Source organism: Staphylococcus xylosus (assembly GCF_002732165.1).
In the GTDB taxonomy this organism is placed as follows: Bacteria; Bacillota; Bacilli; order Staphylococcales; family Staphylococcaceae; genus Staphylococcus; species Staphylococcus xylosus.
This window is the reverse complement of the sequence record NZ_MRZO01000003.1, coordinates 289,187-314,838: the sequence shown is the minus strand read 5'-3', so window position 1 is coordinate 314,838 and position 25,652 is coordinate 289,187. Positions and strand designations below refer to the sequence as shown.

26 protein-coding genes and 1 pseudogene are annotated in these 25,652 nt (G+C 33.9%); 15 read left to right on the top strand and 12 right to left on the bottom strand.

The genetic code is table 11. The features are described 5' to 3' along the window. The first annotated feature begins 8 nt into the window (after positions 1 to 8). The 11 genes from BTM19_RS06540 (at position 9) to hisIE (ending at position 11,080) form a co-directional block, all read left to right on the top strand. A complete protein-coding gene (locus BTM19_RS06540) occupies positions 9 to 2,168 on the top strand; it encodes an RNA degradosome polyphosphate kinase (RefSeq protein ID WP_069796931.1) in 2,160 nt (719 codons plus the stop codon). Between the two features lie 302 nt (positions 2,169 to 2,470). Beyond that, positions 2,471 to 3,787 carry a D-serine ammonia-lyase gene (locus BTM19_RS06535; RefSeq protein ID WP_038679117.1) on the top strand — a complete coding sequence of 439 codons (1,317 nt, stop codon included), beginning with the start codon at positions 2,471 to 2,473 and terminating at the stop codon, positions 3,785 to 3,787. A gap of 380 nt (positions 3,788 to 4,167) precedes the next feature. Continuing rightward, entirely contained in the window at positions 4,168 to 4,983 is an 816-nt protein-coding gene (locus tag BTM19_RS06530) for an ATP phosphoribosyltransferase regulatory subunit (protein ID WP_037557181.1), read from the top strand. 17 nt (positions 4,984 to 5,000) lie between these two features. After that, positions 5,001 to 5,618 carry an ATP phosphoribosyltransferase gene (gene hisG, locus BTM19_RS06525; protein ID WP_029378298.1) on the top strand — a complete coding sequence of 206 codons (618 nt, stop codon included), beginning with the start codon at positions 5,001 to 5,003 and terminating at the stop codon, positions 5,616 to 5,618. Continuing rightward, entirely contained in the window at positions 5,608 to 6,864 is a 1,257-nt protein-coding gene (hisD, locus tag BTM19_RS06520) for a histidinol dehydrogenase (protein WP_029378297.1), read from the top strand. The genes hisG and hisD overlap by 11 nt, the downstream gene beginning before the upstream one ends. After that, on the top strand, positions 6,864 to 7,868 hold the full coding sequence (locus BTM19_RS06515; protein ID WP_058625690.1) for a pyridoxal phosphate-dependent aminotransferase: 1,005 nt from the start codon (positions 6,864 to 6,866) through the stop codon (positions 7,866 to 7,868). Before hisD ends, BTM19_RS06515 begins: the two co-directional genes overlap by 1 nt. Beyond that, entirely contained in the window at positions 7,846 to 8,424 is a 579-nt protein-coding gene (hisB, locus tag BTM19_RS06510; protein ID WP_017723145.1) for an imidazoleglycerol-phosphate dehydratase HisB, read from the top strand. The genes BTM19_RS06515 and hisB overlap by 23 nt, the downstream gene beginning before the upstream one ends. After that, positions 8,421 to 9,017: an imidazole glycerol phosphate synthase subunit HisH gene (hisH, locus tag BTM19_RS06505; RefSeq protein WP_029378295.1), complete on the top strand. Its 597-nt coding sequence runs from the start codon at positions 8,421 to 8,423 to the stop codon at positions 9,015 to 9,017. The genes hisB and hisH overlap by 4 nt, the downstream gene beginning before the upstream one ends. Further along, complete coding sequence (hisA, locus tag BTM19_RS06500; protein ID WP_029378294.1) at positions 8,992 to 9,696, top strand: 1-(5-phosphoribosyl)-5-((5-phosphoribosylamino)methylideneamino)imidazole-4-carboxamide isomerase; 705 nt, start codon at positions 8,992 to 8,994, stop codon at positions 9,694 to 9,696. The genes hisH and hisA overlap by 26 nt, the downstream gene beginning before the upstream one ends. After that, positions 9,693 to 10,451 carry an imidazole glycerol phosphate synthase subunit HisF gene (gene hisF, locus BTM19_RS06495; RefSeq protein ID WP_029378293.1) on the top strand — a complete coding sequence of 253 codons (759 nt, stop codon included), beginning with the start codon at positions 9,693 to 9,695 and terminating at the stop codon, positions 10,449 to 10,451. The genes hisA and hisF overlap by 4 nt, the downstream gene beginning before the upstream one ends. Then, positions 10,448 to 11,080: a bifunctional phosphoribosyl-AMP cyclohydrolase/phosphoribosyl-ATP diphosphatase HisIE gene (gene hisIE, locus BTM19_RS06490; protein ID WP_029378292.1), complete on the top strand. Its 633-nt coding sequence runs from the start codon at positions 10,448 to 10,450 to the stop codon at positions 11,078 to 11,080. The genes hisF and hisIE overlap by 4 nt, the downstream gene beginning before the upstream one ends. 89 nt (positions 11,081 to 11,169) lie before the next feature. Here the strand turns inward: hisIE and BTM19_RS13125 are convergent, their stop codons facing one another. From BTM19_RS13125 to BTM19_RS13115, 3 genes are all read right to left on the bottom strand, one after another. After that, positions 11,170 to 11,400, bottom strand: a complete 231-nt coding sequence (locus tag BTM19_RS13125) for a TroA family protein (protein WP_081047818.1) — start codon at positions 11,398 to 11,400, stop codon at positions 11,170 to 11,172. Between the two features lie 21 nt (positions 11,401 to 11,421). After that, a complete protein-coding gene (locus BTM19_RS13120) occupies positions 11,422 to 11,661 on the bottom strand; it encodes a TroA family protein (protein ID WP_029378290.1) in 240 nt (79 codons plus the stop codon). An 81-nt stretch (positions 11,662 to 11,742) separates the two neighbouring features. Continuing rightward, positions 11,743 to 11,889, bottom strand: coding sequence for a hypothetical protein (locus tag BTM19_RS13115; RefSeq protein WP_228064943.1), 147 nt, complete (start codon positions 11,887 to 11,889; stop codon positions 11,743 to 11,745). 116 nt (positions 11,890 to 12,005) lie between these two features. Here BTM19_RS13115 and BTM19_RS06480 point away from each other — a divergent pair, with 116 nt between their 5' ends. Beyond that, positions 12,006 to 12,374: a VOC family protein gene (locus BTM19_RS06480; RefSeq protein ID WP_029378289.1), complete on the top strand. Its 369-nt coding sequence runs from the start codon at positions 12,006 to 12,008 to the stop codon at positions 12,372 to 12,374. A 311-nt stretch (positions 12,375 to 12,685) separates the two neighbouring features. Here the strand turns inward: BTM19_RS06480 and BTM19_RS06475 are convergent, their stop codons facing one another. From BTM19_RS06475 to BTM19_RS06465, 3 genes are all read right to left on the bottom strand, one after another. Continuing rightward, a complete protein-coding gene (locus BTM19_RS06475; protein WP_029378288.1) occupies positions 12,686 to 13,219 on the bottom strand; it encodes a GNAT family N-acetyltransferase in 534 nt (177 codons plus the stop codon). Between the two features lie 41 nt (positions 13,220 to 13,260). Further along, complete coding sequence (locus tag BTM19_RS06470) at positions 13,261 to 13,761, bottom strand: GNAT family N-acetyltransferase (protein WP_058625692.1); 501 nt, start codon at positions 13,759 to 13,761, stop codon at positions 13,261 to 13,263. 154 nt (positions 13,762 to 13,915) lie between these two features. Then, positions 13,916 to 14,620 carry an SDR family oxidoreductase gene (locus BTM19_RS06465; RefSeq protein WP_029378286.1) on the bottom strand — a complete coding sequence of 235 codons (705 nt, stop codon included), beginning with the start codon at positions 14,618 to 14,620 and terminating at the stop codon, positions 13,916 to 13,918. A 194-nt stretch (positions 14,621 to 14,814) separates the two neighbouring features. Here BTM19_RS06465 and BTM19_RS06460 point away from each other — a divergent pair, with 194 nt between their 5' ends. After that, positions 14,815 to 15,084, top strand: a complete 270-nt coding sequence (locus BTM19_RS06460) for a DUF1413 domain-containing protein (protein ID WP_029378285.1) — start codon at positions 14,815 to 14,817, stop codon at positions 15,082 to 15,084. A 223-nt stretch (positions 15,085 to 15,307) separates the two neighbouring features. Here the strand turns inward: BTM19_RS06460 and BTM19_RS06455 are convergent, their stop codons facing one another. From BTM19_RS06455 to BTM19_RS06435, 5 genes and pseudogenes are all read right to left on the bottom strand, one after another. After that, positions 15,308 to 15,499 (bottom strand): hypothetical protein, encoded by a 192-nt coding sequence (locus BTM19_RS06455; protein WP_029378284.1) that lies wholly within the window; start codon positions 15,497 to 15,499, stop codon positions 15,308 to 15,310. 244 nt (positions 15,500 to 15,743) lie between these two features. Then, positions 15,744 to 16,776, bottom strand: a pseudogene (locus tag BTM19_RS06450) (mannonate dehydratase). A gap of 24 nt (positions 16,777 to 16,800) precedes the next feature. Further along, positions 16,801 to 18,207: a glucuronate isomerase gene (gene uxaC / locus BTM19_RS06445; RefSeq protein WP_029378282.1), complete on the bottom strand. Its 1,407-nt coding sequence runs from the start codon at positions 18,205 to 18,207 to the stop codon at positions 16,801 to 16,803. Positions 18,208 to 18,227: 20 nt separating this feature from the next. Then, positions 18,228 to 19,622 (bottom strand): MFS transporter, encoded by a 1,395-nt coding sequence (locus tag BTM19_RS06440; protein ID WP_228064947.1) that lies wholly within the window; start codon positions 19,620 to 19,622, stop codon positions 18,228 to 18,230. Positions 19,623 to 19,863: 241 nt separating this feature from the next. Continuing rightward, positions 19,864 to 20,502: a bifunctional 2-keto-4-hydroxyglutarate aldolase/2-keto-3-deoxy-6-phosphogluconate aldolase gene (locus BTM19_RS06435; protein ID WP_099265794.1), complete on the bottom strand. Its 639-nt coding sequence runs from the start codon at positions 20,500 to 20,502 to the stop codon at positions 19,864 to 19,866. Positions 20,503 to 21,026: 524 nt separating this feature from the next. On the opposite strand from BTM19_RS06435, the gene BTM19_RS06430 reads away from it, so the two are divergent. Together BTM19_RS06430 and BTM19_RS06425 are read left to right on the top strand one after the other, a co-directional pair. Continuing rightward, the gene (locus tag BTM19_RS06430; RefSeq protein ID WP_038679123.1) at positions 21,027 to 21,872 is read left to right on the top strand and encodes an HAD hydrolase-like protein; all 846 of its coding nucleotides are present in this window, start codon (positions 21,027 to 21,029) and stop codon (positions 21,870 to 21,872) included. A gap of 3 nt (positions 21,873 to 21,875) precedes the next feature. Continuing rightward, on the top strand, positions 21,876 to 23,600 hold the full coding sequence (locus tag BTM19_RS06425) for a glycoside hydrolase family 3 protein (protein WP_029378278.1): 1,725 nt from the start codon (positions 21,876 to 21,878) through the stop codon (positions 23,598 to 23,600). A gap of 225 nt (positions 23,601 to 23,825) precedes the next feature. On the opposite strand, the gene uidA is transcribed toward BTM19_RS06425, so the two are convergent. Then, positions 23,826 to 25,619: a beta-glucuronidase gene (uidA, locus tag BTM19_RS06420; protein WP_069796932.1), complete on the bottom strand. Its 1,794-nt coding sequence runs from the start codon at positions 25,617 to 25,619 to the stop codon at positions 23,826 to 23,828. Positions 25,620 to 25,652: the final 33 nt, after the last annotated feature.

Here is a 25,652-nt window from a genome sequence, read left to right as displayed (position 1 = left end):
TAACAGTTATGCATAGAAATTTGGGAGAGAAATATTTAAATTCGCCACAACATTATAATAATAGAGAGCTGAGTTGGTTAGATTTTAACTATCGTGTGTTACAAGAAGCACAAGATAAAAACAATCCATTATTAGAACAGCTTAACTTTGTTTCTATATTCAGCTCAAATTTGGATGAATTTTTTATGGTACGAGTAGCCGGTCTACAAGATCAAGTGAAATTGGGCTATGATAAACCAGAAAACAAAGCACAATTAACACCAAAAGAACAACTTGATCAGATTAAAATAAAAAACAAGAAAAACGTTGATTTACAATATGAAGTTTATAATGAATTAATCAATGATTTACGTCAGTATCAAGTAGAAATCGTAAAACCTCATAAGTTACCTAAAACGCTCTTGGCACGACTTGAAACAGAATTCAAAGTTGGTATATTGCCTACTTTGACACCGTTAGGTATCGATGCTTATCATCCTTTTCCTAAATTAAATAATAAGAGTTTAAACATTTTTGTAAACATCGATACACCTGATGAAATTAATTCCGCTATTGTTCAAATCCCATCATTAATACCACGTTTTTATGCATTTAATGAAGGTGATAAGCAATACATTATTATGGTCGAAGACATTATCACTTATTTTATAAATGATTTATTTACTGGGTTTAATGTCATAAATACATTTACCTTTAGAATTACAAGAAATGCAGATTTAACCATCCACGAAGATGGTGCAGAAGATTTATTAATAGAAATCGAGCGTTTCTTAAAAGAACGAAAACGTGGCACAGCTGTTCGTTTAGAAGTAGATGGTAGAGATGCAACACATGAAGATATTGTATGGATTATGAATCAATTAGAAGTTCAAGACAATGATGTTTATTTCTTAGATGGGCCACTCGACTTAACTATGCTTTCTGATTTAGTTGAACATTTATCTAATAAATTAAAACACTTAAAATATAATAAATACGTACCACAAATTCCACAATCTTTAGGTGATAATAATATTTATGACCTATCACTAAAAAGAGATATATTTTTCCACCACCCTTATGAATCTTTCGAGCCTATCGTAGATTTTATACGTGAAGCATCCGAAGATCCTGACACGATTGCAATTAAACAAACGCTTTATCGTGTCAGCAAAGACTCACCTATCATCAATAGCCTGAAAAATGCTGCTGAAAACGGCAAACAAGTTACCGTTTTGGTAGAATTAAAAGCACGTTTCGATGAAGAAAATAATGTCCATTGGGCTAGAATGTTAGAAGATGCCGGTTGCCATGTTATTTATGGTATGACACATTTAAAAACACATAGTAAAATTTCGCTAGTGGTTAAACGCATTAACAATAAACTTACTTCTTTTGTACATCTAGGAACCGGCAATTATAATGATAAAACCGCTAATCTATATACTGATATGGGAATTATAACGACGAACAATGAGATTGCCGAAGATGCAATTAACTTTTTTAACTATCTCAGTGGCTATTCGATAAAACCAGTTTATAACAAATTGATCGTGGCTCCATTTGATATCCGTGATGTCTTTTTAGCTCGTATAGATAATGAAATTAAGACTCATCTAGAACATGGTAATGGAAAGATCATTATGAAGATGAACTCTTTAACTGATAAAGATATTATACTCAAATTATTCGAAGCATCCTGTGCTGGTGTCAAAGTACAACTTATTATTCGTGGTATCTGTTGCTTAAAACCAGGAGTCCCAGGAATCAGTGAAAACATTGAAGTAGTGAGCATAGTCGGACGCTTTCTAGAACATTCTCGTATTTATTACTTCCATAATAATGGAGAAGATAAGATTTATCTCTCTTCTGCAGATGCGATGACGAGAAATATGATTAAACGTGTAGAAATTTTATTCCCTGTTGAAGATAAAGCGATCGCAAGCCGTCTATTAGATTATATGAATCTTCAACTTTCTGATAATCAAAAAGGACGTTACCAAGATCAAAACGGTAACTACCACTATATTGAAAATAATTTGTCACCATTAAATTCACAAGCATATCTTATGAATGAAGCTATTAAATTTGGTCAATCTTTACAAGAAAAATCTGCACAACCTCAAGTTATGTCAGCTAATAATCGCAAAGGTTGGTTTACTAAAATACGAAAATCTTTTAAAAAATAAACTAATTTCTTAACACTTTATTTTAAAGTCACGCCTCTAAAGTGTTTTACTTATTAGATGAGCAGGTACTGCTCATCTAATAAGCTCATAAAAGTGGCATAGAAATCAAATTAAATCGTGGTTTCTATGCCACTTCTGTTTCTATTTGTTAACTGAAACCATGCTCTCTCACATGGCTCACAATGTTTCTCAGATACTTAATCATTTAGTAAGTTTTTAATCATCCGCGTCTATACACCGATGATTAAAAACACTTTGCTATAATATATATGAGAATGAATTCGAACTGTAGGAGGATGACTATGACCACTCTCAATCAATTGAAACAAACGTTTCCTTTAATTAATAAGTTACAAGACTATAAACCTTTATTCTGGGAAAATCCAAATTTTCAAAAACCAGGATCTTTCCCTTTTTCTATTAATGATATTAAAGAAGCTGCCGCAAGATTAGAAAGGTTTAGCAACTATATTCGTGTAGTTTTTCCTGAAACCGAGAAAAATGATGGCTTAATAGAATCACCTTTAAAACATATTCCATTTATGCAAGACGCTTTAACGAAATCAGACTTTCAAACTAAGATAGGAAAATTATGGCTTAAATGCGATAGCCACCTTGCAATATCTGGTTCTATAAAAGCACGTGGTGGCATCTATGAAGTACTGAAGTTAGCAGAAACCATTGCAATGGATCAAGGTGATTTAAACTATAGTGATAACTACAGTATTTTAGCTGAACCAAAGTATCAGGCACTATTTAGCCAATATAATGTAGCTGTTGGCTCAACAGGAAATCTTGGTTTAAGTATTGGTATTATAAGTGCAAAACTTGGATTCAGTGTAACAGTCCATATGTCGAGCGACGCACGTCAATGGAAAAAAGATTTATTGCGCGACCGTGGGGTAGAAGTTATTGAACATCAATCTGATTATCAATTTGCTGTTGCAAAAGGCAGGAAAGCTGCTGAACATGATCCTACATGTCATTTCGTAGATGATGAAGGCTCAGCCGATTTATTCTTAGGCTATGCCGTAGCAGCTTTAAGATTAAAATCGCAAATTAGAGAACAAAATATACAAGTTGATGCTGAGCATCCTCTCTTTGTATATTTGCCATGTGGAGTTGGTGGTGGACCCGGTGGCGTAGCTTTTGGTTTAAATCAAATTTTTGGTGATCACGTTTATTGTGTGTTCGTTGAACCAACGCATGCCCCATGCATGTTACTAGGTATGATGACACAACTTCATGATGAAATTGCTGTCACAGATATTGGTTTGGATGGACGTACAGATGCTGACGGTTTAGCAGTATCACGTCCCTCTCGCCTCGTTGGACAAATAATGAACAACTTACTTTATGGCGCATGTACTGTATCAGATAAGCAAATGTATCGATATTTATATACTTTGAGCCAAAAGGAACACATATTCATTGAACCTTCAGCAGCTTCTGGATTTGCTGGTATAAATGCAGCAACTCAAACAGCGATTAATAAGGGAATTGCTGTAGAAAATGCGAACCATATCGTTTGGGCAACCGGTGGTAATATGGTGCCTAAAGATGAAATGCTTAATTACGTAGATTATGGCAAGAACTTAGTTGAAAATAATCAATATTAACTTCACTCTTTGCTACAACAATATATAAAAATTACCTACTCCAAATAATTACATCCTTAGTTAAATTTTATTATTGTTAATATTGAAACTTAGAAGTTCGAAGTGGGATAGCAAACAATTTTTAATAAAATAATTTTATTATCTCACCTAGTTAATGATGACTAAACATACTAAGTCCGAGACATCTATTTATGCCTCGGACTTTAGTTTTATTATTTATTAAAATGTATCATGTGTATATTTTAAGATGACTACTATTAACTCCACCAATTATTTTCAGAATATTTATTGAATTACAAAAATATCTATGTTAAAGTGTTCTTTATCAATTCACTTTAGTTCGGTAGAGAAACAAAGTATATGTAAAGGATGGTTATATTATGAATGCTACAACACTTATCAAAAACAAAGAAATTGAACTCGCATTTTTAAAGCATTTTCAACAAGCTGGATTTAAACTTGTTGATTTCAGCTTTATAGAATCTCTGTCATGGCAAACACTTACAAAAGACGACCTTCAACAAATGACAGAGCGTAGTTTCTGGCAACATGACCATCATATCTTTGCGCTACGCAATGATTTTACTGATCAATTATTGCGTTATTATAGTAGTTATCCACGGCAGTTAAGCAATGTAGCATATTCAGGGCCTATTGTGCGTGATAATGAAGTCTATACTCAATTAGGTATAGAACACTACAACCCTACCATTACAAACATGCAAGATGACTTTATGACTTTTTATGAATTTATAAAAAACTCACTTAACGATGAGATAGATTTTGTTATTTTAGGTCATTACCAACTTATTGACCTACTTTTAACGACTAAAGAACAAACTAACGAGATTCTAAAACTTGTTCAAGAACGCAATATTTCAGAGCTTACTTCGCAACTTGGTATCGCTCATCCAATCGTTCAATTATTAACTACTAAAACGACAGAGCAACTAGATCTATTAAGTCAACTATTCCAACACGATCATCGTACTATTCAAGCGTTAAGACGTTGGGATCAGTGGTTCAAGTCACTTGGTATTAGCGATATACATCTAGATATTACACCTCAGCCACCTCGCTCATATTATAAAGGCGCATTTATGAGATGTCACCTTAAAGAAAATAAAAATCAACAACTAACTGGTGGTTTTTACAAAGGTGATTTAGAAGGATTTGGACTCGGGTTTATTTTATAAAAAAAGGAGCGACACACATGCTTACAGTAGCTTTAGCAAAAGGAAGATTATTAAAAAGCTTTATTGCTTATTTAAATGACATAAATGAACAATCATATGCGCAAGCGTTAGAACAGAGAGAACGTCAATTATTAATTACTGTTGGTTCTATCCAATTTGTATTAGTTAAAGGTAGTGATGTCCCTATCTATGTAGAACAAGGTGTAGCAGATGTAGGTATTGTCGGAAGTGATGTGCTGGAGGAAAGTAATTATACAATCAATAACCTTCTGGACTTACCATTTGGCAATTGTCACTTTGCTTTAGCCTCTAAACCAGAAACAACTAATTTCACTAAAGTTGCTACTTCATATATGAAAACAGCACGTAAATATTTTGAATCACAAGGACTTGATGTAGAACTCGTAAAATTATCTGGTTCTATCGAGTTAGCTTGTTTAGTTGATATGGTAGATGGCATCGTCGATATCGTCCAAACCGGCACAACGTTAAAATCTAACGGATTAGTTGAAAAAGATACCATTAAGAATATAAATGCAAAACTTATTACCAACAAGCAATCTTACTTTAAAAAATCAACAGAAATTGATGATTTAATTCAAACCTTGGAGGTGTCACTCATTGATTATAAATAAAGAAACATTTTTAAATGACTATTTAGATCAATCCTCTTTAAACGAGGATTTGTATCCATTGGTTAAAGAGATTTGTGAAAGAGTTAAATCAGAAGGTGATCAAGCGCTTAAAGCATATAATAAAGAGTTAGACAAAGTAGATACACCTCAATTAGCAATTCCATTCTCAGAGTTGGAAGCAGCCTTTCATCGCTTAGACAATAATTTACGAGAAGCTTTACAACATAGTCATGCTCGTATTGAAACTTATCAAAAATCTATCAAATGGACAGACCAACAAGGTTCTACTGAATGTTATGAAATGTATCATCCATTAGAACGCGTTGGTGTTTATGTACCAGGTGGTAAAGCGAGCTATCCTTCAACTGTATTAATGACTGCAACACTCGCGAAAGTTGCTGGTGTCGAAAATATAACAGTTGTAACACCACCACAAGCAGGCGGTCTACCTGATATCGTTTTGGCAGCATGTTATATTGCTGGCGTTGATTATGTTTTTCAAGTTGGTGGCGCACAAAGTATAGCTGCTCTTGCATATGGCACTGAGACGATACCTAAAGTAGATAAAATCGTTGGCCCAGGCAATCAATATGTTGCTTATGCGAAAAAATACCTCTTTGGACAAGTGGGTATAGACCAAATTGCAGGCCCGAGTGAAATTGCTTTAATCATTGATAAGACTGCTGATTTAGATGCAATTACATATGATGTATTTGCGCAAGCTGAACATGATGAATTAGCACGTACATTTGTTATCAGTGAAGATAAGGCACTCCTACAACAACTTGAACAAAAGATCCAACAAACGCTCACTCGTATTGAACGTCAATCTATCGTAAAGGCAAGTTTAGCTAATCATCATTTTTTGATTGCAGTTGATGACTTTACAGAATCCTGCGATTTAATGAATCAAATCGCACCTGAACATGCGTCAATTCAAACCGCTTCACCACGAGACTATTTAAATCATGTACGTTATGTAGGAGCTTTGTTTTTAGGTCATTATTCACCAGAAGTCATAGGTGATTATGTTGCTGGCCCAAGCCATGTATTACCTACTAATCAAACAGCAAGGTTTACGAACGGTTTATCAGTGAATGACTTTTTAACGCGTCACTCGGTCATAGATTTGTCTCAAGATACTTTCAATCAAATTGAAAAACCTGCTCGTGAGCTTGCTCATATTGAACAACTATATAACCATGAACAATCTATCGAAATTAGAACAACAAAGGGGTCATATTGATGATAAGAATTAACAAAAATGAAAGCCCACTTCGTCCTTTAACAGATTCACAACTAGCTACAATAATACAAGAAGCATCCTTTAACTTTTATCCAGATGATGAATATGAACGCTTTAAAGCCGCTTATGCAAATTATTATGGCTATACTGCTGAACAAGTCATAGCTGGTAATGGATCTGATGAACTGATTCAAAAATTGATGTTAATCATGCCAGAGGGTCCGGCATTAACACTTAACCCAGATTTTTTCATGTATCAGGCTTATGCCGCTCAAGTAAATCGTCCTATTGAATTTGTGGAAGCTGAGGACGATTTAACATTTAACCTTGAACAGATTTTACAACGCATTGAGGAAGTACAGCCAGCATTTTTTATAATGAGCAATCCACATAATCCATCTGGCAAACAATACGGTACAACATTTTTAAAAGCTATAGCTGACAAGATGAACTCTATTGGTGGTTATTTCGTAATAGATGAAGCATACCTAGATTTCGGTGAAGCTTACAAGTTTGATATGCAATCACACGTACTCCAAATGCGTACCTTATCAAAAGCGTTCGGTATCGCTGGCTTAAGATTAGGCGTTCTAATTGGTACACCTGAGACAATTCAACATATACAGAGTATTGAGCATCCCTATCCATTAAATACGCTTACGCTACACATCGCTTTATATATGTTTGAACATCCAGAAAAAACCAAACAATTTATTGATCATCAACGCCAATTAGCACTTAGATTAAGAAACTTATTTAACGATTACGTTGCAGATGTTATGGTCGTCTTTCCATCATATACAAATTTTGTACTTACTAAAGGAGCAGCTGCACAAAATTTAGGCCAATATATTCAATCACATGGTTTTTTACCTAGATTGTATGATGAGCCAGAAATGAATGACTATGTGCGTTACTCTATTGCGACAGATTCACAATTGGATGACTTAGAAGAAATTATTAAAACTTGGAGGTCTCAATATGATTTATCAAAAAACACGTAACACTGCTGAAACACAATTATCTATCTCACTTGCAGATGACAATCGCCCAAGCAAAATCAACACTGGCGTGGGTTTTCTAGATCATATGTTGACCCTCTTCACCTTCCATAGCAACCTATCTATTACTATCGAAGCAAATGGTGATACAGAAGTAGACGATCACCACGTCACAGAAGATATTGGTATTGTTTTAGGTCAATTGTTGTTAGAAATGACTCGAGAAAGAAAATCCTTTCAACGTTATGGCGTAAGTTATATCCCTATGGATGAAACATTAGCACGTACGGTCGTTGATATTAGTGGACGTCCTTTCCTTTCATTTAATGCGCATTTAAGTCGTGAAAAGGTAGGCACTTTTGATACGGAATTAGTAGAAGAATTCTTCCGTGCATTAGTCATTAATGCCCGCTTAACAACGCATATTGATTTAATACGTGGTGGTAATACGCACCATGAAATAGAAGGAATCTTCAAATCTTTTGCGCGTGCACTTAAAGAATCTCTATCAAGCAATGACATCGAAGGCACGCCGTCATCTAAGGGTGTGATAGAATGATTGCCCTTATTGATTACGGTTTAGGCAACATAAAAAATGTACAACGTGCAATCAATCATCTTGGTTATGAATCTAAATTAACAGATGATCCAAAAGATATTGAAGCTGCTGATATGATTATTCTACCTGGCGTCGGTCACTTTAAAGATGCCATGCAAGCGATTCAATCACGAGGTTTGGTGGAAGTTTTGCAATCTGTTACAAACAAACCTGTGATTGGTATTTGTCTTGGTATGCAACTGCTATATGAATGGAGTGCCGAAGGTGATGTATCTGGTTTAAAACTAATTCCTGGTCGTATTATACCAATTGAAACGCCCTATCCAGTACCTCACTTAGGTTGGAACAATCTAATTAGTAATCAACCAACACTTTCTCAAGATGTCTATTTTGTACATTCTTATCAAGCAGAAATGTCAAAATATGTTGTAGCATTTGCCGAATATGGCACACAAGTCCCTGCAATTGTACAATTTAAAAATTATATAGGCATCCAATTCCACCCTGAAAAGAGTGGCGATGATGGCTTAGCAATACTCAATCAAGCACTGAAAGGTGGATTCCTAAATGATCAAACTATGGCCAGCCATTGATTTAATAAATGCAACAAGTGTACGTCTTACTGAGGGTAAATATGATTCAGAAGAAAAAATGTCCCGTAGCGCTGAAGAAAGTATTCAATTTTATAATCAATACAATTGTGTAGATCGTATTCATATAGTAGATTTAATCGGTGCTAAACAACAGTCATCTATTGAACAAGACTATATTAAAGACTTACGTACCCTAACTGATAAACCTATAGAAGTTGGTGGTGGTATTAGAAGTGTAAAAACAATTGAAGCTTATTTTAACGATGGTATTAATTATTGTATTATCGGTACCAAAGGCATTCAAGATTTAGAATGGTTAGCCGAAATGGCACACCAATTTCCTAATCGTTTATACCTATCAGTAGATGCCTATAGACGAGAAGTAAAAATAAACGGTTGGGAACAAGATGCTGAACTAGATTTATTTGAGCTAATTGAAAAAATTGAGTCTTTACCAATTGGGGGCATCATCTACACAGATATTTCGAAAGATGGGCGACTAGAAGGCCCTAATTTTGAAATTACTGGACAATTAGTCAACGCAACTCAAAAACCTGTCGTAGCTTCTGGTGGTATTCGTCATCAACAAGATTTAGAAAAATTAGAATCCCTTGGTGTCTCTGCAGCTATCGTGGGTAAAGCTGCCCATAACCCTACTTTTTGGGAGGGCTTGTCATGATTAAAAAAAGAATCATTCCTTGTTTAGATGTTAAAGATGGACGCGTCGTTAAAGGCATACAATTTAAAGGATTAAGAGATATTGGTAACCCAGTCGAATATGCACTGTATTATAACGAGCAAGGCGCTGATGAATTAGTTTTTTTAGATATTTCACGTACTGAAGCGGGTCATGACCTAGTACTCGATGTTATTGAAGAAACTGCAGATAAACTATTTATACCATTAACTGTCGGTGGTGGAATATCAACTATTGATGATATTTCTCAACTGTTAAATCATGGTGCTGACAAAGTATCATTGAATTCAAGTGCACTTAAAAATCCATCATTTATTAAAGAAGCTAGTGAAAAATTTGGCAGCCAATGCATTTGTATCGCTATTGATAGTAATTATGATAGTGAATTAAATGACTATTTTTGCTATACACATGGTGGTAAGCAACGTACTGATAAACGTGTCTATGACTGGGTTCAAGAAGTTGAAGCTTTAGGTGCAGGTGAGTTACTTATCACAAGTATGACTCATGATGGTATGAAACAAGGGTTCGATGTCATTCACTTGCATGAAATCGAACAGCTTGTGAACATTCCAGTTATAGCTAGTGGTGGCGGTGGCAATCCAGAGCATTTTGTTAATTTATTTAAGCAAACTGATGTTTCTGCCGGTCTTGCCGCAAGTATTTTACATGATAAAGAAACAACTGTAGATGAAATTAAAAAAACAATGGCACAAGGAGGTATCCCAGTTAGATGACTACACAACAACCTGATTTTAGCAAAGGGCTTTTACCAGCTATATTGCAAGATGTTAATACAAAACAAGTGCTAATGCTCGGTTACATGAATGAATCAGCTTATCAACAAACACTCACAAGTGGCGTTGTTTGTTTTTATTCACGTTCCAAAAATCGTTTATGGACAAAAGGAGAAACATCTGGCAATACTCAAATCGTAAAGAATATCCATTTAGATTGCGACCAAGATACACTCCTTATCGATGTTGTACCAAATGGGCCAACATGCCATACAGGTAGTCAAAGTTGCTTTAACACACCTACGCCTTTCAACGTGCAACAACTAGAGCAAACTGTAACAACTAGTGCCAAATCTAATAAAGAAAACTCATATACGCAGTATTTATTGAATGAAGGACTAGAAAAAATCACAAAAAAATTCGGTGAAGAATCATTTGAAGTTGTTATAGGTGCAATGAAAAATGATCGCGAAGAAGTAACGAATGAAACTGCTGATTTAATGTATCATCTATTTGTGTTATTACACGCCTTAGATATAAAATTTGACGACGTGGAACAAGTTCTCGCTCAACGTCATAAAACCGCTAATAATTTCAAAGGGGAACGCACAGATATTAATCATTGGTAATAATATCTTAAATACAAAGACGAGATGAATTTGGAACAAAATCTATTTTTTTAATTAGATTTAGATAGTCCAAATTCATCTCGCCTTTTTTATTTGTCTTTCAACAACTCTTTTTTAAATAATTCTGCTTGTTTTTCTGCAGAAATTAAATCTGCATATATCGCTTCATCCATATCATAATAAATTATATGATTGTTTTGTACAGCTTGATTATTTTTCCAAGTGTTTGATTTTACGAAATCATTATTAGGTTTCTTCACACCTTTTGTAGGGAGTAATAAATAGTTGCCTGAATAAGCATTGAATTTCTCTTTGGGCATAGCTTTTATAGCTTTAGGGTTCTATTTTAAATTGAATCCTTCATAGATTGCTTCACTGCCCTGACCATATCTAGGGCCGAATTGATAAATATCTTTAGCTTGAATGTCCATAATTGAAAAAGTTTTATCTTTACCGATTACTTTTTTAATTGCTTCACCATCTTTTGCCAATTTGGACGATAATTTATTTGCTTGCTCTTTAGCTTTTGCTTCTTTATTCACTAGTTTACCTATTTCTATATGTGTATCTTTATAATCCATGTTCTGCACCTTTATTGGAACAGCTGGCGCAATTTTCGTTAATTTTTGTTATTCTTATTTTCTTTATATGTAATGATTAAATCAGGTTTTAATTTTGCTGCCTTCATCTGTTGTATATGTTTTCATCTTGCTACCTTCTGTTGAAGTTGCATCTTTAGACTCAGTATTATCGCCACAAGTCGTTAAAAATAATAATAAACACAACATGAAATATAATAATTTCTTCAAAATATTAACCCTTTGCATAGTATTGTACTTCCATTACATTTTTCAATATCATAAATTGTAATAGTCGTTTTATTTTTACACTTTTGATACTATAAATTACAAAAGGAGTTGTTATTATGCAAAAGCACTTTATAGGAATTGATCATGTTCAGGTTGCAGCACCAGCAAATCAAGAAGATTTAGCTAGAACTTTTTATGCTGAAAAATTAGGTTTTAAAGAAATACCTAAACCAGATAACCTTACACTAAAAGGTGGACTCTGGTTTCAAATCGGTAAACAACAACTTCATATTGGCGTTGAAAACAATTTTAGCCCAGCCAAAAAGGCACACCCTGCATTTGCAGTACACAATGCAACAGAAGTAAGGAAAAACCTTGAATTACAAGAAGTCGAAATTATATATGGAGATGAACTTGAAGGTGCTGATCGCTTTTATATTTACGACCCATTTGGCAATAGAATTGAAATTATAGAATGGCTATAAATCGACTCTATATAAAGATCCACTTCTTTAAAGTCCCACTTCTCAATTTATTGAGTTAGTGGGACTTATGCATGAGCACCAGCTCAGGTAATCATTAACTACACTTTTTACACATGAGTTCCTACTCAGGTGTTCCTCTTCTAAAAGTTAGTGGGACTTATGCATGAGCGCTAGCTCAGGTAATCAGTATTGAGTTATCGAGATATACACATTAGCCTTACTCAGATGGCCTTCTAAAAGTTTACAATTATTGGAAGTTGAACTATGTAACAACTCATCGCCAACACATATCTTATAGTCATAAACAGACGTCACTCAAACAGATAAATGTCGCCCATTTCCTCATAATTGTTATAACTGCTTATTTTTTCAAATCCTAACGATTGCGCAGTCATAATAGATGGGAAGTTGTCTTTTTTTGTGCGTACAAGTATTTGATGGTTCACTTGTATGTCCTCTTTCACATAATCTATGATTGCTAAACATGCTTCTTTGGTAAAACCTTTTCGGGCATATTCTGGATTCAGTCGATAAGCCAAATTAAGATATGTTTCACCTAACATTGATTTATATGTCAAACCACACATACCAACCATTTGACCGCTTGCTTTTTCTATCATTAATGCGTAACCAAAACGGTATTTAAACCAATGTTCAATCCATGACTTAAGCATCTCTTCTGTTTCTTCGATACTTTGATGAGGCCCTGCTGGATTATAAATGTTTGTTCTCGGATCTGAATGTAAACTGTGTAAGTCAGTTAAATATTCTTGAGAAGGTCTTACTAAATATAATCGCTCTGTTACAATAATAAAGTTTGTCTCCATAATATAATCTGTTTCCATATTTTCCCCCACCTTAGTTTAATATTTACAACTGCTATATATTATAATTCCATGTACATTAAATCTTCATCATAATAATTACTACCATCAAATAGTGCTTTGGGCTCAGTTCCATAACGCTTAAATCCTAATTGTTCATATAATGCAATAGCACTTTCATTTTCAGATAGTACACATAATACAATTATTTTCACAAAGCCTAGTTCATTTGCCTCGTTAATTATTTTTTGTATCAATAAACTGGCAATACCTTGTCGCCTATAAGATGGATCACAGTATACCGTCACTAAGTTGCCTTTATGCTTCACCTTTTCTAAGGTTTCGCTATAAAAAGTACCTATACAAACTAATGCAGTGTCATCAAACGCACCAATTGTAAATTGAGTTTCTGAAGATATAATTCGCGATTTAAACTTACTTAGTGGGAATTCCACCTCACGTTTGTAAGTAGATGCAAAACCTTTCGGATCAGTTTGCAATGATTTCAAACGCAGCTTACGATATTGCTTTACGTCACTTTCAGTTAATCGTCTATAATACATTTATTATCACTTCTTTCATATAAAGAGGTACAAAAATATAAATTTTAAGAGTGAGACAAAAATCAATATTTATAATTTGATTTTCATCTCACTCCCATATGATTAACAGATAACAAAGTACAAAATATGTGAAACAATACTTACCTGTGATATTTTATACTGGTCTTACCGTAACTTCATTGATATTGACATGACTAGGTTGTTGTAACGCATAAACGACAGCTTCGGCAATATCTTGCGGATCTAACTTTTTACGAGAACCCCAATCAGTATTACCGCTTAGTGGTGTGTCTACCATACCAGGTGAAATACTTGTAACCCTTACACCTGTTTTAGCTAATTCTTTTTCTAGCCCTTGTGTAATAGTATGTACCGCTGCTTTAGATGCGCTATATAAGGTACTTTGTTTTGTAACTTCAAAACCAGAAATAGAAGCAATATTTATAATATGTCCTGTAGTTTGATTTAAAAATATTGGTAAAACGGCATTAATGCCATATAAAGTACCTTTGACGTTGACATCAATCATATTTTCCCATGCCTCAACATCACCATCTGTAATTGCAGAAGAAAGCATTAAACCAGCGCTATTCACTAATATATCTACTCGACCAAATTTATTTTCAGTCTCTTTTACTAATTTGGCTACTTCATCTTTTTGCGTAACATCGACGATATGTGTATCAATTTCAGACTGACTATTTTCTCGAAGTTGTTTAGCTACATCAGATAAACGTGTTTCATTACGTCCTGTTAATACTACTTTCACGCCATGTTGTGATAATGTTTCGGCAATACTTGCGCCAATACCACTACTCGCACCTGTAACAATTGCAACTTTATTTTTTAACTCGCTCATCCATATCTTCCTTTCTCTTTCAATTTAACTATGTATAAGGTTATTTCCCTATTTTTACTTATTTTATCATGTTAATTTATTTTTTATTAAATTTTTGAATTATAACAATTATTCATTACCTATACTTCCATTTAATGTGGGTATATAATGGGTGTATATCAATTTAATAACGTTTGTTTAAAGGGGGATTAAATTTGAACTTTGATGAAAGAATCAATCATTTACATGCATCTATGGCCAAAGATAACTTTGACTTTCGTTTTGAAGTATTGTTTGAACAAGAAGAGTGGATTCAAATGTCTTTAAATCATCGCAATCAATTAGAACGTGAATTCCGTAGATATGTAGAACAACATGATCACTTACGCATACCTTACGCTTCACAAGATCACATTCGCATGCGTATGTATAATTCCGTTTATGACTTTAATTCGGTTAAACATAATTTCAAGGCATATATTTAGGATTAACTATTTAATAGGGTTTCCTTTAAATCAATATAGAAAAAGCCTACACATACTGTAGAAACAGTATGCGTAGGCTTTTCTTAATACTGGGGGTGAGGGTGTTTAAATAAATCATGAAAGTTTCACTGGGGAGAAAAACTTACACGAAGTTAATAGGTTTTATTGTAAGCGCATATTAAAACACTATTAAACTTCAATTCACATCGATGTATACAGTGTATTATTGGTTAACTAATAGCTCTTTCTTTAAACCATAGTTGTAAATTTTCTCTGCATCGATGTAAGCTATATAGTCAATACTTCTGTATCCATCTTTAATGTCATTAATAATACCTTGGTTTACGCCTGTGTGCGTATAAATTTCGTAACTACTTTCGTTTGAAAAAATAACTGCTTCAATTACTTTTCTCATAAATAATCACTCCGTAGTTTTCTATTAAGAAGCTTTGTTTATCTTCTACACCCTTATCATAATCTATGTTCCACCAAATTAAAAGCATTTTGTGATTGTTTTCACAAATTCATCACTTTTATTCTTTTTCCTTATTCTATTAAAATCTTATATTTGACATTTCTCTCTTTACCTCAAACATCATATCGTCATCCACCATAATCATTATTGAATACTTTATAGAAGCTGACGCTTATTTGCTAAGCTATTTTTTTTCCATTGATTCATATAAACCATTTAAGTAGGTTGCGCCTAATGCTCGATCATATAAACCATAGCCTGCTTTACCTGTTTCTCCCCAAATCATACGTCCATGATCTGGTCTAATCGGTCCCTCGTAACCAAAGTCATGCAATGCCTTTATAACTTCATACATATCGATAGAACCTGCTTCTGATAAATGTGCAGCTTCTTGGAATGACTTATTTCCAACTAATTTCACATTACGTGCATGGACAAAATGTACTCGTCCTTTTTGGCCAAAATATGCTAACATTTCTGGAAAATTGTTATACTTATCCGAACCCAAAGAACCTGAACACATAGTCAAACCATTATACTTAGACGGGTGTAAGCGAATGAACCTTTCTAGATTTTCTCTATTTGTAATAATTCTGGGTAACCCAAATATACTCCAAGGTGGATCATCTGGGTGTATTGCCATCAATTCATCCGCTTCTTCTGCAACAAGTATTACTTTATTAATAAAGTAACTTAAATTCTCCCATAACCTTTCTTTATCAATAGTTTTGTAATCTGCAAAGAGCGTTGCTAAATCTTCTTGCGTATAACTTGAATCCCACCCCGGTAGCGAGAGTTCACCTTTTAGTGGATCCATTTTAGCAATTGCTTCTTCATCATATATTAGTGCTGTCGAACCATCTACTAACGGAAAATCCAACTGTGAGCGCGTCCAATCAAATACTGGCATAAAGTTATAGCACACTACTTTAATACCTACCTGACCAATATGTCGTAACGTTTGGCAATAATTTTCAATATATTTATCGCGCGTTGCCTTCCCTAATTTGATATCTTCATGCACGGGTACACTCTCAATGACCGATAGTTCTAAATTAGCATTTTCAATTTCTGATTTTAACTCTTGGATTTTATCTAATGGCCACACTTCGCCTACCGGTATCATAAATCGCGCTGACAATACCTTTCATACTTGGTATTTGCTTGATATATTCTAAACTGATTGGATCATCTTTACCATACCATCTAAATGTCATTTTCATTCCTAATGGCGCCCCTCTCTAAATCAATTTAAAGTAATTATAAGCGTTGTAATAACAAATATTTTTAATTAACTTCTCTAATAACCTTGGGTCATCTGGTATTTCTTCTAACTCCACCAAACTACCAATATAAGTACACAGAATTCTTCTAAAATAATCATGTCTTGAGTAAGAAATAAAGCTTCTAGAGTCTGTTAACATACCAACAAAATGCATCAATAACCCTTGATCTGCCAATGATGTCATTTGATTTAACATGCCACGTTTTGTATCGTTAAACCACCATCCCGCACCATGTTGTACTTTACTTTGTATGTGAGATTGGTTTTGGAAATTTGCTATAGTAGTCCCTACAATGTCATTATATGTCGGATTCAAATTGTATAATATTGTTTTTGGTAAGTGATGATCTGAAGCCATCATATTTAGCAAGCTATTCAAGTTTTCAGCAAGATTTTGTTGATCACGTATAGAATCAAACCCAGCGTCGGGTCCTAATTGTTCAAATGCCACAGTATTATTATTACGTATTGCACCAAAATGAATTTGCATAACCCAGCCTTTTTCATTATAAATCTTACTTAATTCATTTAATAAGAATGTTTGAAATTGTGCATGTGCTTTATTACTTACTTGCTGTTTATTCAATGCTTTTTTGAAAATATCATCAATATCTACGTGATTATATGACTGATATTCAATCGTATTTAATCCATGGTCTGCTAATCGTCCACCTTTGTCATGGAAATAATTAACTCGTATTTTCATAGCTTCTATAAAATCATCTACATTACTAATAGAGTGTGTTAAGTCACTTAATGTTTCTACAAAATCTACAAAACATTCTTCCCCAACTTTAAAAGCAATATCTGGTCTAAATGAAGGTAAGACCTTAGTCTTGAAGTCCTTTTGCTTATGCAATTTATCATGATAACGTAAATCATCTGTAGGGCTATCTGTAGTACAAATCAACTTAACATTTGATTGCGTAATCAAAGATTGTGCTGTGATATTATGACGCTGTAAATAACTGTTAACTTGATCATAAATTTGATCAGCATTGTGTTCGTTTAACACTTCATGCACATCAAAATACATAGCTAACTCTAAATGAGACCAATGATATAGAGGATTTGCAACTGAATTTTCCAAAGTAAGTGCCCATTTTTTAAACTTTTCTCGAGGTGAAGCATCACCAGTTATATAGTATTCATCAATACCTTGTGCCCGCATTGCTCTCCACTTATAATGATCTCCCCCTAGCCACAACGTTGTTATATTATCAAAGTGTGTATTCTCACTAATTTGTTGTGGGTCTAAATGGCAATGATAATCATAAATCGGCATATCTTTTGCGTATTTATTATATAACACAACTGCTTTTTTATTTTGTAACATAAAATGATCAGTGATAAATTGTGTCATGACTGAAAACGCCCTTTCCCTTATATTTCTTCTCTTAATGCTAGTTCCTTAACAATTTGTTTATGACGCTTATCTGTTAGTGGGTAACCAATTAAGAATATAATTAGCGCAATTAAACATCCTACACCTGGCACGGCAAAGAATAATATTTTAAGACCTGCTAATGTTTCCGTAGTCTGAGCAACATTTGGTTGATAACCAATCATAGTTAATGCAAGACCAGGAATAAAACCTGCCAAAGCTTGTGAAATCTTACGGGTGAAACTATAGCTTGAATACGTAATACCTTCAGACCGTATTCCAGATTTCCATTGCCCATATTCAACAACATCAGCAATAAATGCCCAAGTCACTGTATTAGGTATAACTAAAAAGAATGAAGAAATTGTATTTACTATTAAAAATGTTGTTATATGATCTCCAAAAAGTGCAAAGTTTAATATTTCACACAATACGAATCCTGCTATACCTATAATAGCTGTCATCTTTTTTCCTACCTTTTTACTTAACAACGTTGTTATATAAAGTGCTGGAATAAGCACAACAAAGTTTAAAGTACTCACAAGACCAACTAAATTAGGTGCATCCATAACATATTCGAAGTAATATAATTGAGATGACTGTTTTAAAAACATCGACATAATTGTTAATAATGTATAAATTGCTAATATTGCAAATGCCCCATTTTTCAATAGGCTCACAAAAGCTTTTTTACCCATACCTTTTGTCTTAGGACGTTGTATCACGTGTCTTTCTTTAACATTTTTATAACAAATTAAATGTAGAATAACGCCGACAATAGCTAATAATGCTACTGCAACAGGATATCCAACTGCCTGATTCGGAAACTGATTAACTAACGGTATGACCACAATACCTGCCACAAATAATGCCGCTTGTGACCCTAAATTTCTATATACTGATAACTGCGTTCTGTCTTCAGCATTAACAGTCATAGACGCAGAAAGTGAGCCATAAGGTATATTCACAACTGAATATGCCGCATTAAATAACATATACGTTGCAAATGCCCAAATGATTTTACCAGTTTGGTCTAAATTTGGTGCAATAAAAGATAAAACCGTACAAATCGCAAGTGGTACTGTACCATATAAAATAAACGGTCTAAATTTACCACGTTTACCAATATTCGTTCTCGAATCCACATAAGTACCTACACCAGTATCTACAAAAGCATCAAATATTTTTGATACAAGAAATACCAGCCCACCATAAAAAGCGGAAATACCTAGTATATCCGTAAAGAATTTTAATAAATATATTTGTCCCATATCAAACATCATACCGTTACCTAAATCACCTAAACCGTATGATAATTTTTCTTTGAATTTTAATTTTGGTGTACTAATATCGTCAAATTTTTCTTGCTTGGTTTGTTTTTTCTTCGCTGACATTGAAACCATAAGATGACCTCTTTCTAACGTTTGATGTTCCCTAAACATTTACTTAAGCATTAAAACTTTGTAAATATAACTGTCTTTATCGTTGTAATTACAAGGATGAATGTAAACGCTTTCTAAAAGCGCGAAAATTTTTTATGGCTCTTAATACCTATACTGTTTGTTAATACAACAATTAGTAGTGTTATAATATTCACTTAAATTATGAGAATTACCAGTTATCAAAGTTAAAATGTTAAGCTTTGATATTTTTAAATCTTTCCACAAATGCACGAGTCTGTTCTACAATAATTCGATCTGTTCCATCTTGAGCACCTTTGGTTAATGCACTACCAATACCTATGGCGAACGCCCCCTTTTCATACCATTCATGCATATTTTCTATAGATACGCCGCCTGAAGGCATCATTTCTACTTGTGGTATCGGTCCATGTATATTTTTTATAAAATCTGCTCCTAAGCCATCTCCTGGAAATAACTTCACTACATCAACTCCATGTTGCAAAGCAGTCGTTATTTCCGTAACTGAACTACATCCTGGCAAATAAGGTATCGTATATAAATTACACATCATTGCTATTTGTGCATCAAAATGAGGACTCACAATAAAGTTTGCTCCATTCATAATTGCGATACGTGCTGTAGTAGCATCCATAACTGTCCCGGCACCAATTAAAACATCCTTCTTATATTTCTGACTCAAAGATTTTATTACTGTTTCTGAATGTGGTGTCGTGAATGTAACTTCAATATTTAGTATGCCACCTTCAATAATTTGTTTACATTTTTGCCATGCATCATCCTCCGTATTACCTCTTACAACCGCAACCAAATAATTTTCTTGTAGTTGTTGTAAAGTTCTCATTTTATTCATTATCATCTTCCTTTTTCTGATTAAAATCTCATACTCAACTCACTTTCATTATATTTTTTATTTATTTCCAGTCAATTACAATAAAAATATGTCTAAATAGTGTCACTATATCATTTGCATTAGAATCGTTTGAAATCACTTGATAGATGTACAAACAATACTAGTATCTCAAAATTCAAAAGATATAAAAATTAAATAGTGTGCAAATTTGTAGCGGCGTAGTTAATCATTTGAATTATTGAAATATAAGCTCCTTTTTATAAACTTATTGACATTTTTAGAAATAAATTATCCTAAAATAGCTATTTTGTGAATAAAATCACATAATCAAAGATTATTCTGTAGTTTTTTTGAATTCGAAATGCTAACTTTAATAGTGTAAAGAAAGCGCTTTATCATATGGATTATCTGCTTTATATAGAACAATAATTTCAATCGTCTTTTACGCTACTCAACTCAATTAAGATTTTAAAAGACATTATGATAATCACTTTATTTAAAACTTAAGGGAGAGGAATTTTAAAATGATTCAATCTTTATCACACTATAAAGCTAAATATAATAAACTCATTTGCGTCGATTCAGATGGATGTGCCATTGATTCTATGACTATTAAACATGAACGAGCTTTTGGTCCAGCGCTTGTCGAAGAATGGCACCTCGAAGATGAGTCAGAAAGAATCTTAGAACGATGGAATGCATTCAACCTTTATGAAATAACCAGAGGCATCAACCGTTTTAGAGGTCTTGAAAAAATGTTAGAAGAACTTGTTGCAGAGGGTTTAGACATTAAAGGATATGACGACATAAAACAATGGGTACAAACTACCCAGTCTTTTTCAAATCCTAGTCTTGAAGAAGCTATCGAAGACAACCCAAGCCAATCTGGTTTACGTAAAGCTTTATCTTGGTCTCATAAAGTCAATTCACGTATTAAAGAACTTCCTAGTATCGGTCCTTTTAATCACGTACACAACGCCTTAAAAGATGCCGCATCATTTGCAGATATAGCTATCGTATCATCAGCCAACCTTTCTGCCGTTCAACATGAGTGGGAGTCATTTCACTTAACACCATACTTGAGTGGTATGTTCGCCCAAGAATCAGGTACGAAAGAGCATTGTCTTGAAGTATTAAAGTCATTTTATAATTTAGAAGATATTATTATGCTAGGTGATGCCAAAGGAGACTTAGAAGCTGCTCAAACGCATGATTTGTATTTTTATCCTATCCTTGCTGGCCACGAAGATCAGTCATGGTTAGATTTTCACAATAAATACTTAAAACTATTCAGAGAAGGTCGTTTCAATCAAGAAATCCAATCTTCTTTAATTTCTATATTTTATAATAATTTTGAAGGAGCGAAATAATTAATGGTAAAAGTAAACCTAAAAACATCACCTTATAATTTAGACGACACACAAATTGCTTGGGTTGAAGAAACACTAAAAGATTTATCAAATGAAGAAAAAATTGGCCAACTCTTTTTCAATTTATTTTCATTAGAAGATGGAAAAAAATTCCACGATGCAGATTTGAGTAATAAAGAAGTTTTAGAACGTTATCATATTGGTGGCGCACGTTACGAAGGCGGTAATAAAGTTGATGTACAAAGATTACTCAATGACTTACAACAAAATACAAAGGTTCCTGTACTTGTTGCAGCTAACTGTGATTCTGGAGGTAATGGCGCATGTAAAGATGGGACTTATATTGCGAGTGCAGCACAATGTGAAGCTGCACAAGATACTAAGGTCGCATACAATGCTGGACTCGTTTCTGCACGTGAGGCTTCAGCATTAGGTGTTCATATCAATTTTGATCCTTGTGTTGATATTCTTAAGAACTGGCGCAATACTATCGTAAATACACGCTCATACGGTACAGAGGCACAAACAGTTATCAAATATTCTAGTGCTTTTATTGATGGTTTCAATTCAGAACATGACATGATTACATGTATTAAACATTTCCCTGGAGATGGTACAGAAGAACGTGATCAACATTTAGTGTTAGGTGTAAACGAATTATCTACAGAAGAATGGGACAATAGTTTCCGTAAAGTTTATCAACATCATATTGATCGTGGTGTACAAATGATTATGGCTGGTCATATCGCACAGCCTGCTTATTCTAAAAAGTTAAACTCAAACCTAGAAGATAAAGATATTTTGCCAGCAACATTATCAAAAGAACTTATCACTGATTTACTTAAAGACGATATGCATTTTAATGGCTTAGTCGTTACAGATGCTAGTCATATGTTAGGAATGACTGCTGCTATGCGTCGTGAAGATTACGTACCTCTTTCAATTGCTGCTGGATGTGATATGTTCCTATTCTTCAATGATTTAGAAGAAGATTATCAATTTATGCTAAATGGATATAATAATGGTATCATCACAGATGAACGTTTAGATGATGCTGTTCGTCGTATCTTAGGACTTAAAGCACAATTGAATTTACACAAAAAACAAGTAGATGGAACAATCATTCGCGCTAAAGAAGACTTGCAAGTTATCGGCTGTCAAGAACATTTAGATATGCGTGCTGAAGCTGCTGATTTAGGTATTACACTAGTAAAAAACACTTTAGATCAATTACCGATTCGTCCAGAAACACATAAAAACATTCGTCTTTATGTAATTGAAGGTGAAAAAGATGGCATTTATAAATCTGCTAATAATGTGCCTGAAGACATTATTAAAGAACTTGAATCAAGAGGTTTTAATGTTACTTTAAATGATGGTTCTACACGTGTTAAAGGTAAAACTTTATCTTATCGTGAGGACGTTGATGCAGCACTTGTCTTTGCTAATATTATTGGTTACGCTGCTGAAAATAACTACCGAATCAAATGGGGTACTGCTATGAGCAATGAAATCCCTTGGTATGTACATGAAGTGCCAACGGTATTTGTTTCTTTAAACTTCACAACACACTTACATGATGCAACGATGGTGAAAGCTTATATAAACGCTTATCATTCTAACCCTGAAAGTATTAAACAAACGGTCGATAAAATTATGGGATTGAGCACTTTTAAAGGTTCTTATAACGATTTGGTTTGGACTGATAAATGGCAAGCCAAATTATAATATAAATGCATAAAAAGAAGCACTCAGATGATTGATGTGCACCCCAAAAGTTGGACTAAAAATCTAACTTATGGGCTACACATCATATTTAATTCATCTGAGTGCTTCTTTTTATTCAATACTTCTATATTGTTGGCTCGCTTTATTAAGGGACAGCTACATCCTGGTGTGTGTCAGAAACCTTTTAAATTAATTAGATTTCTGTCCACTTCCCTTTCATTTATATTATATTTTATATCCAAAATCCGGAATATTCGACCATCTTTCTTTGAAATAGTGAGCAACAGCTTTTGGTCTTCTTTCACGGGTGAAAATTCCTTTCTTATTTCCTTGCACTCTAATAATACCGGAAGAAGTTTCAAAATCTGCAAAATTCCATACCTGTTCTCCGATAAATTGAGGGTACTTATCCATAACTTCATGGTTTGCTTCATAATAACGTATTTGGTATTCCTCTGTGAACAATTCATCATTTAATGCATGCATTCCTGCCACAGTATCTGCGCCATATTCAGTAAACATAATTGGCTTATCTGGTTGTTTAATACTCCAGCCATCTAATTCTTCTGCTAATGCTAATTTAGCTGCTTTCAAATCTGCTGTTTGAGTATACCAACCATAGTATCTATTTAAACATAATACATCGACTAAATCTTGAACTTGGCATGTGTCTGGTTGAGAAGTCAATATTGTTACAATTGTAACAGGTCTCTGTTGTGGATCACACGTTCGTGCTAGATTCACTAATGGTTCGAAATATGCTTTTGCACCTTGTTCATCAGAAGCTGGTTCATTTGCAATAGACCACATGACCACACATGCATGATTTTTATCACGTTCTATTAACCCTTTAATCACAGCCTCATGCGCTGCTTTCGTACCTATCTCTTTAAAAGTATTTCTTTCTTTTTCTCCAGTTAAAATTGCATTAAAGTTTAAATGAACACCTACAGCAGTCGTTTCATCGATCACTACTATGCCTTGTTCATCAGCCAAACGCATCATTTCCTCTGAATATGGATAGTGGGAAGTTCTAAATGAATTGGCTCCAATCCATTTCATCAAATTAAAATCTAATACATTTACTACTTCATCCATACCTCTGCCATGATAATAACTATCCTCATGCTTACCAAATCCTTTAAAATAAAACGGCTCTCCATTAATTAAAAATTTACCCTTATCTACTTTGACAGAACGTATACCAAAACGCTCAGCATAAGTGTCAATTATCTCTTCATCTTCTATAAGCGACACTTCTAAATGGTATAAATACGCTTTTAGTGGTTGCCAAAGATGTGGATTCTGAACTTTTATTGTACCTTCTACTCCTGTTGATTCAGCTATAACTTGTTTGTCTTCATCCACTAATTGAACCTTAACAGCTCCTCTGCTTTGATTCGTGCTCACTTTATAATTTACGAAAGCATCATCACCTTGCACTTCAGGTACAATTTCAATATTTTGAATATGTGTCTTAGGTGTAGTGTATATTTTTACAGGTCTATGTAAACCTGCATAATTAAAGAAATCAAAATTTGGTATATTTTTCTTAATCACATTTCCTTGTGCATCTGTTGTTTCGCTATAATCCCCAACAGGTAAAGTCGTTTCATCTAAGATATTATTAACACATACCGTTAAACGATGCGTCCCAACTGTGTATGCTTTTTCTAATGTTACTTCAAATGGTAGGAAACCTCCTTGGTTTGACGTTACTTCGTTACCATCGATATATACGGTTGCTTTATGCGTTGCAGAACCAAACCTTAAGACAATACGTTCATTATTTAATACGTTGGGAACGGTAAATGTTCTCTCATACCATACATTTCCTACATGATTACGAATGTTAGCAGTGACCCCTTGATCATTGAATGACCCTGGCACAGCCATGACTTGTTCAGTATTTAATGGTTGTGATACATCAATCTGATCTTCGTTCCCCTCTAATTTAAAGCGCCATATACCGTTCAAATCAATGATACTTCTAAATTCATTTACAACTGGATACAACATATTTAGTTACTCCTTTCAATTTTATAAAATCTA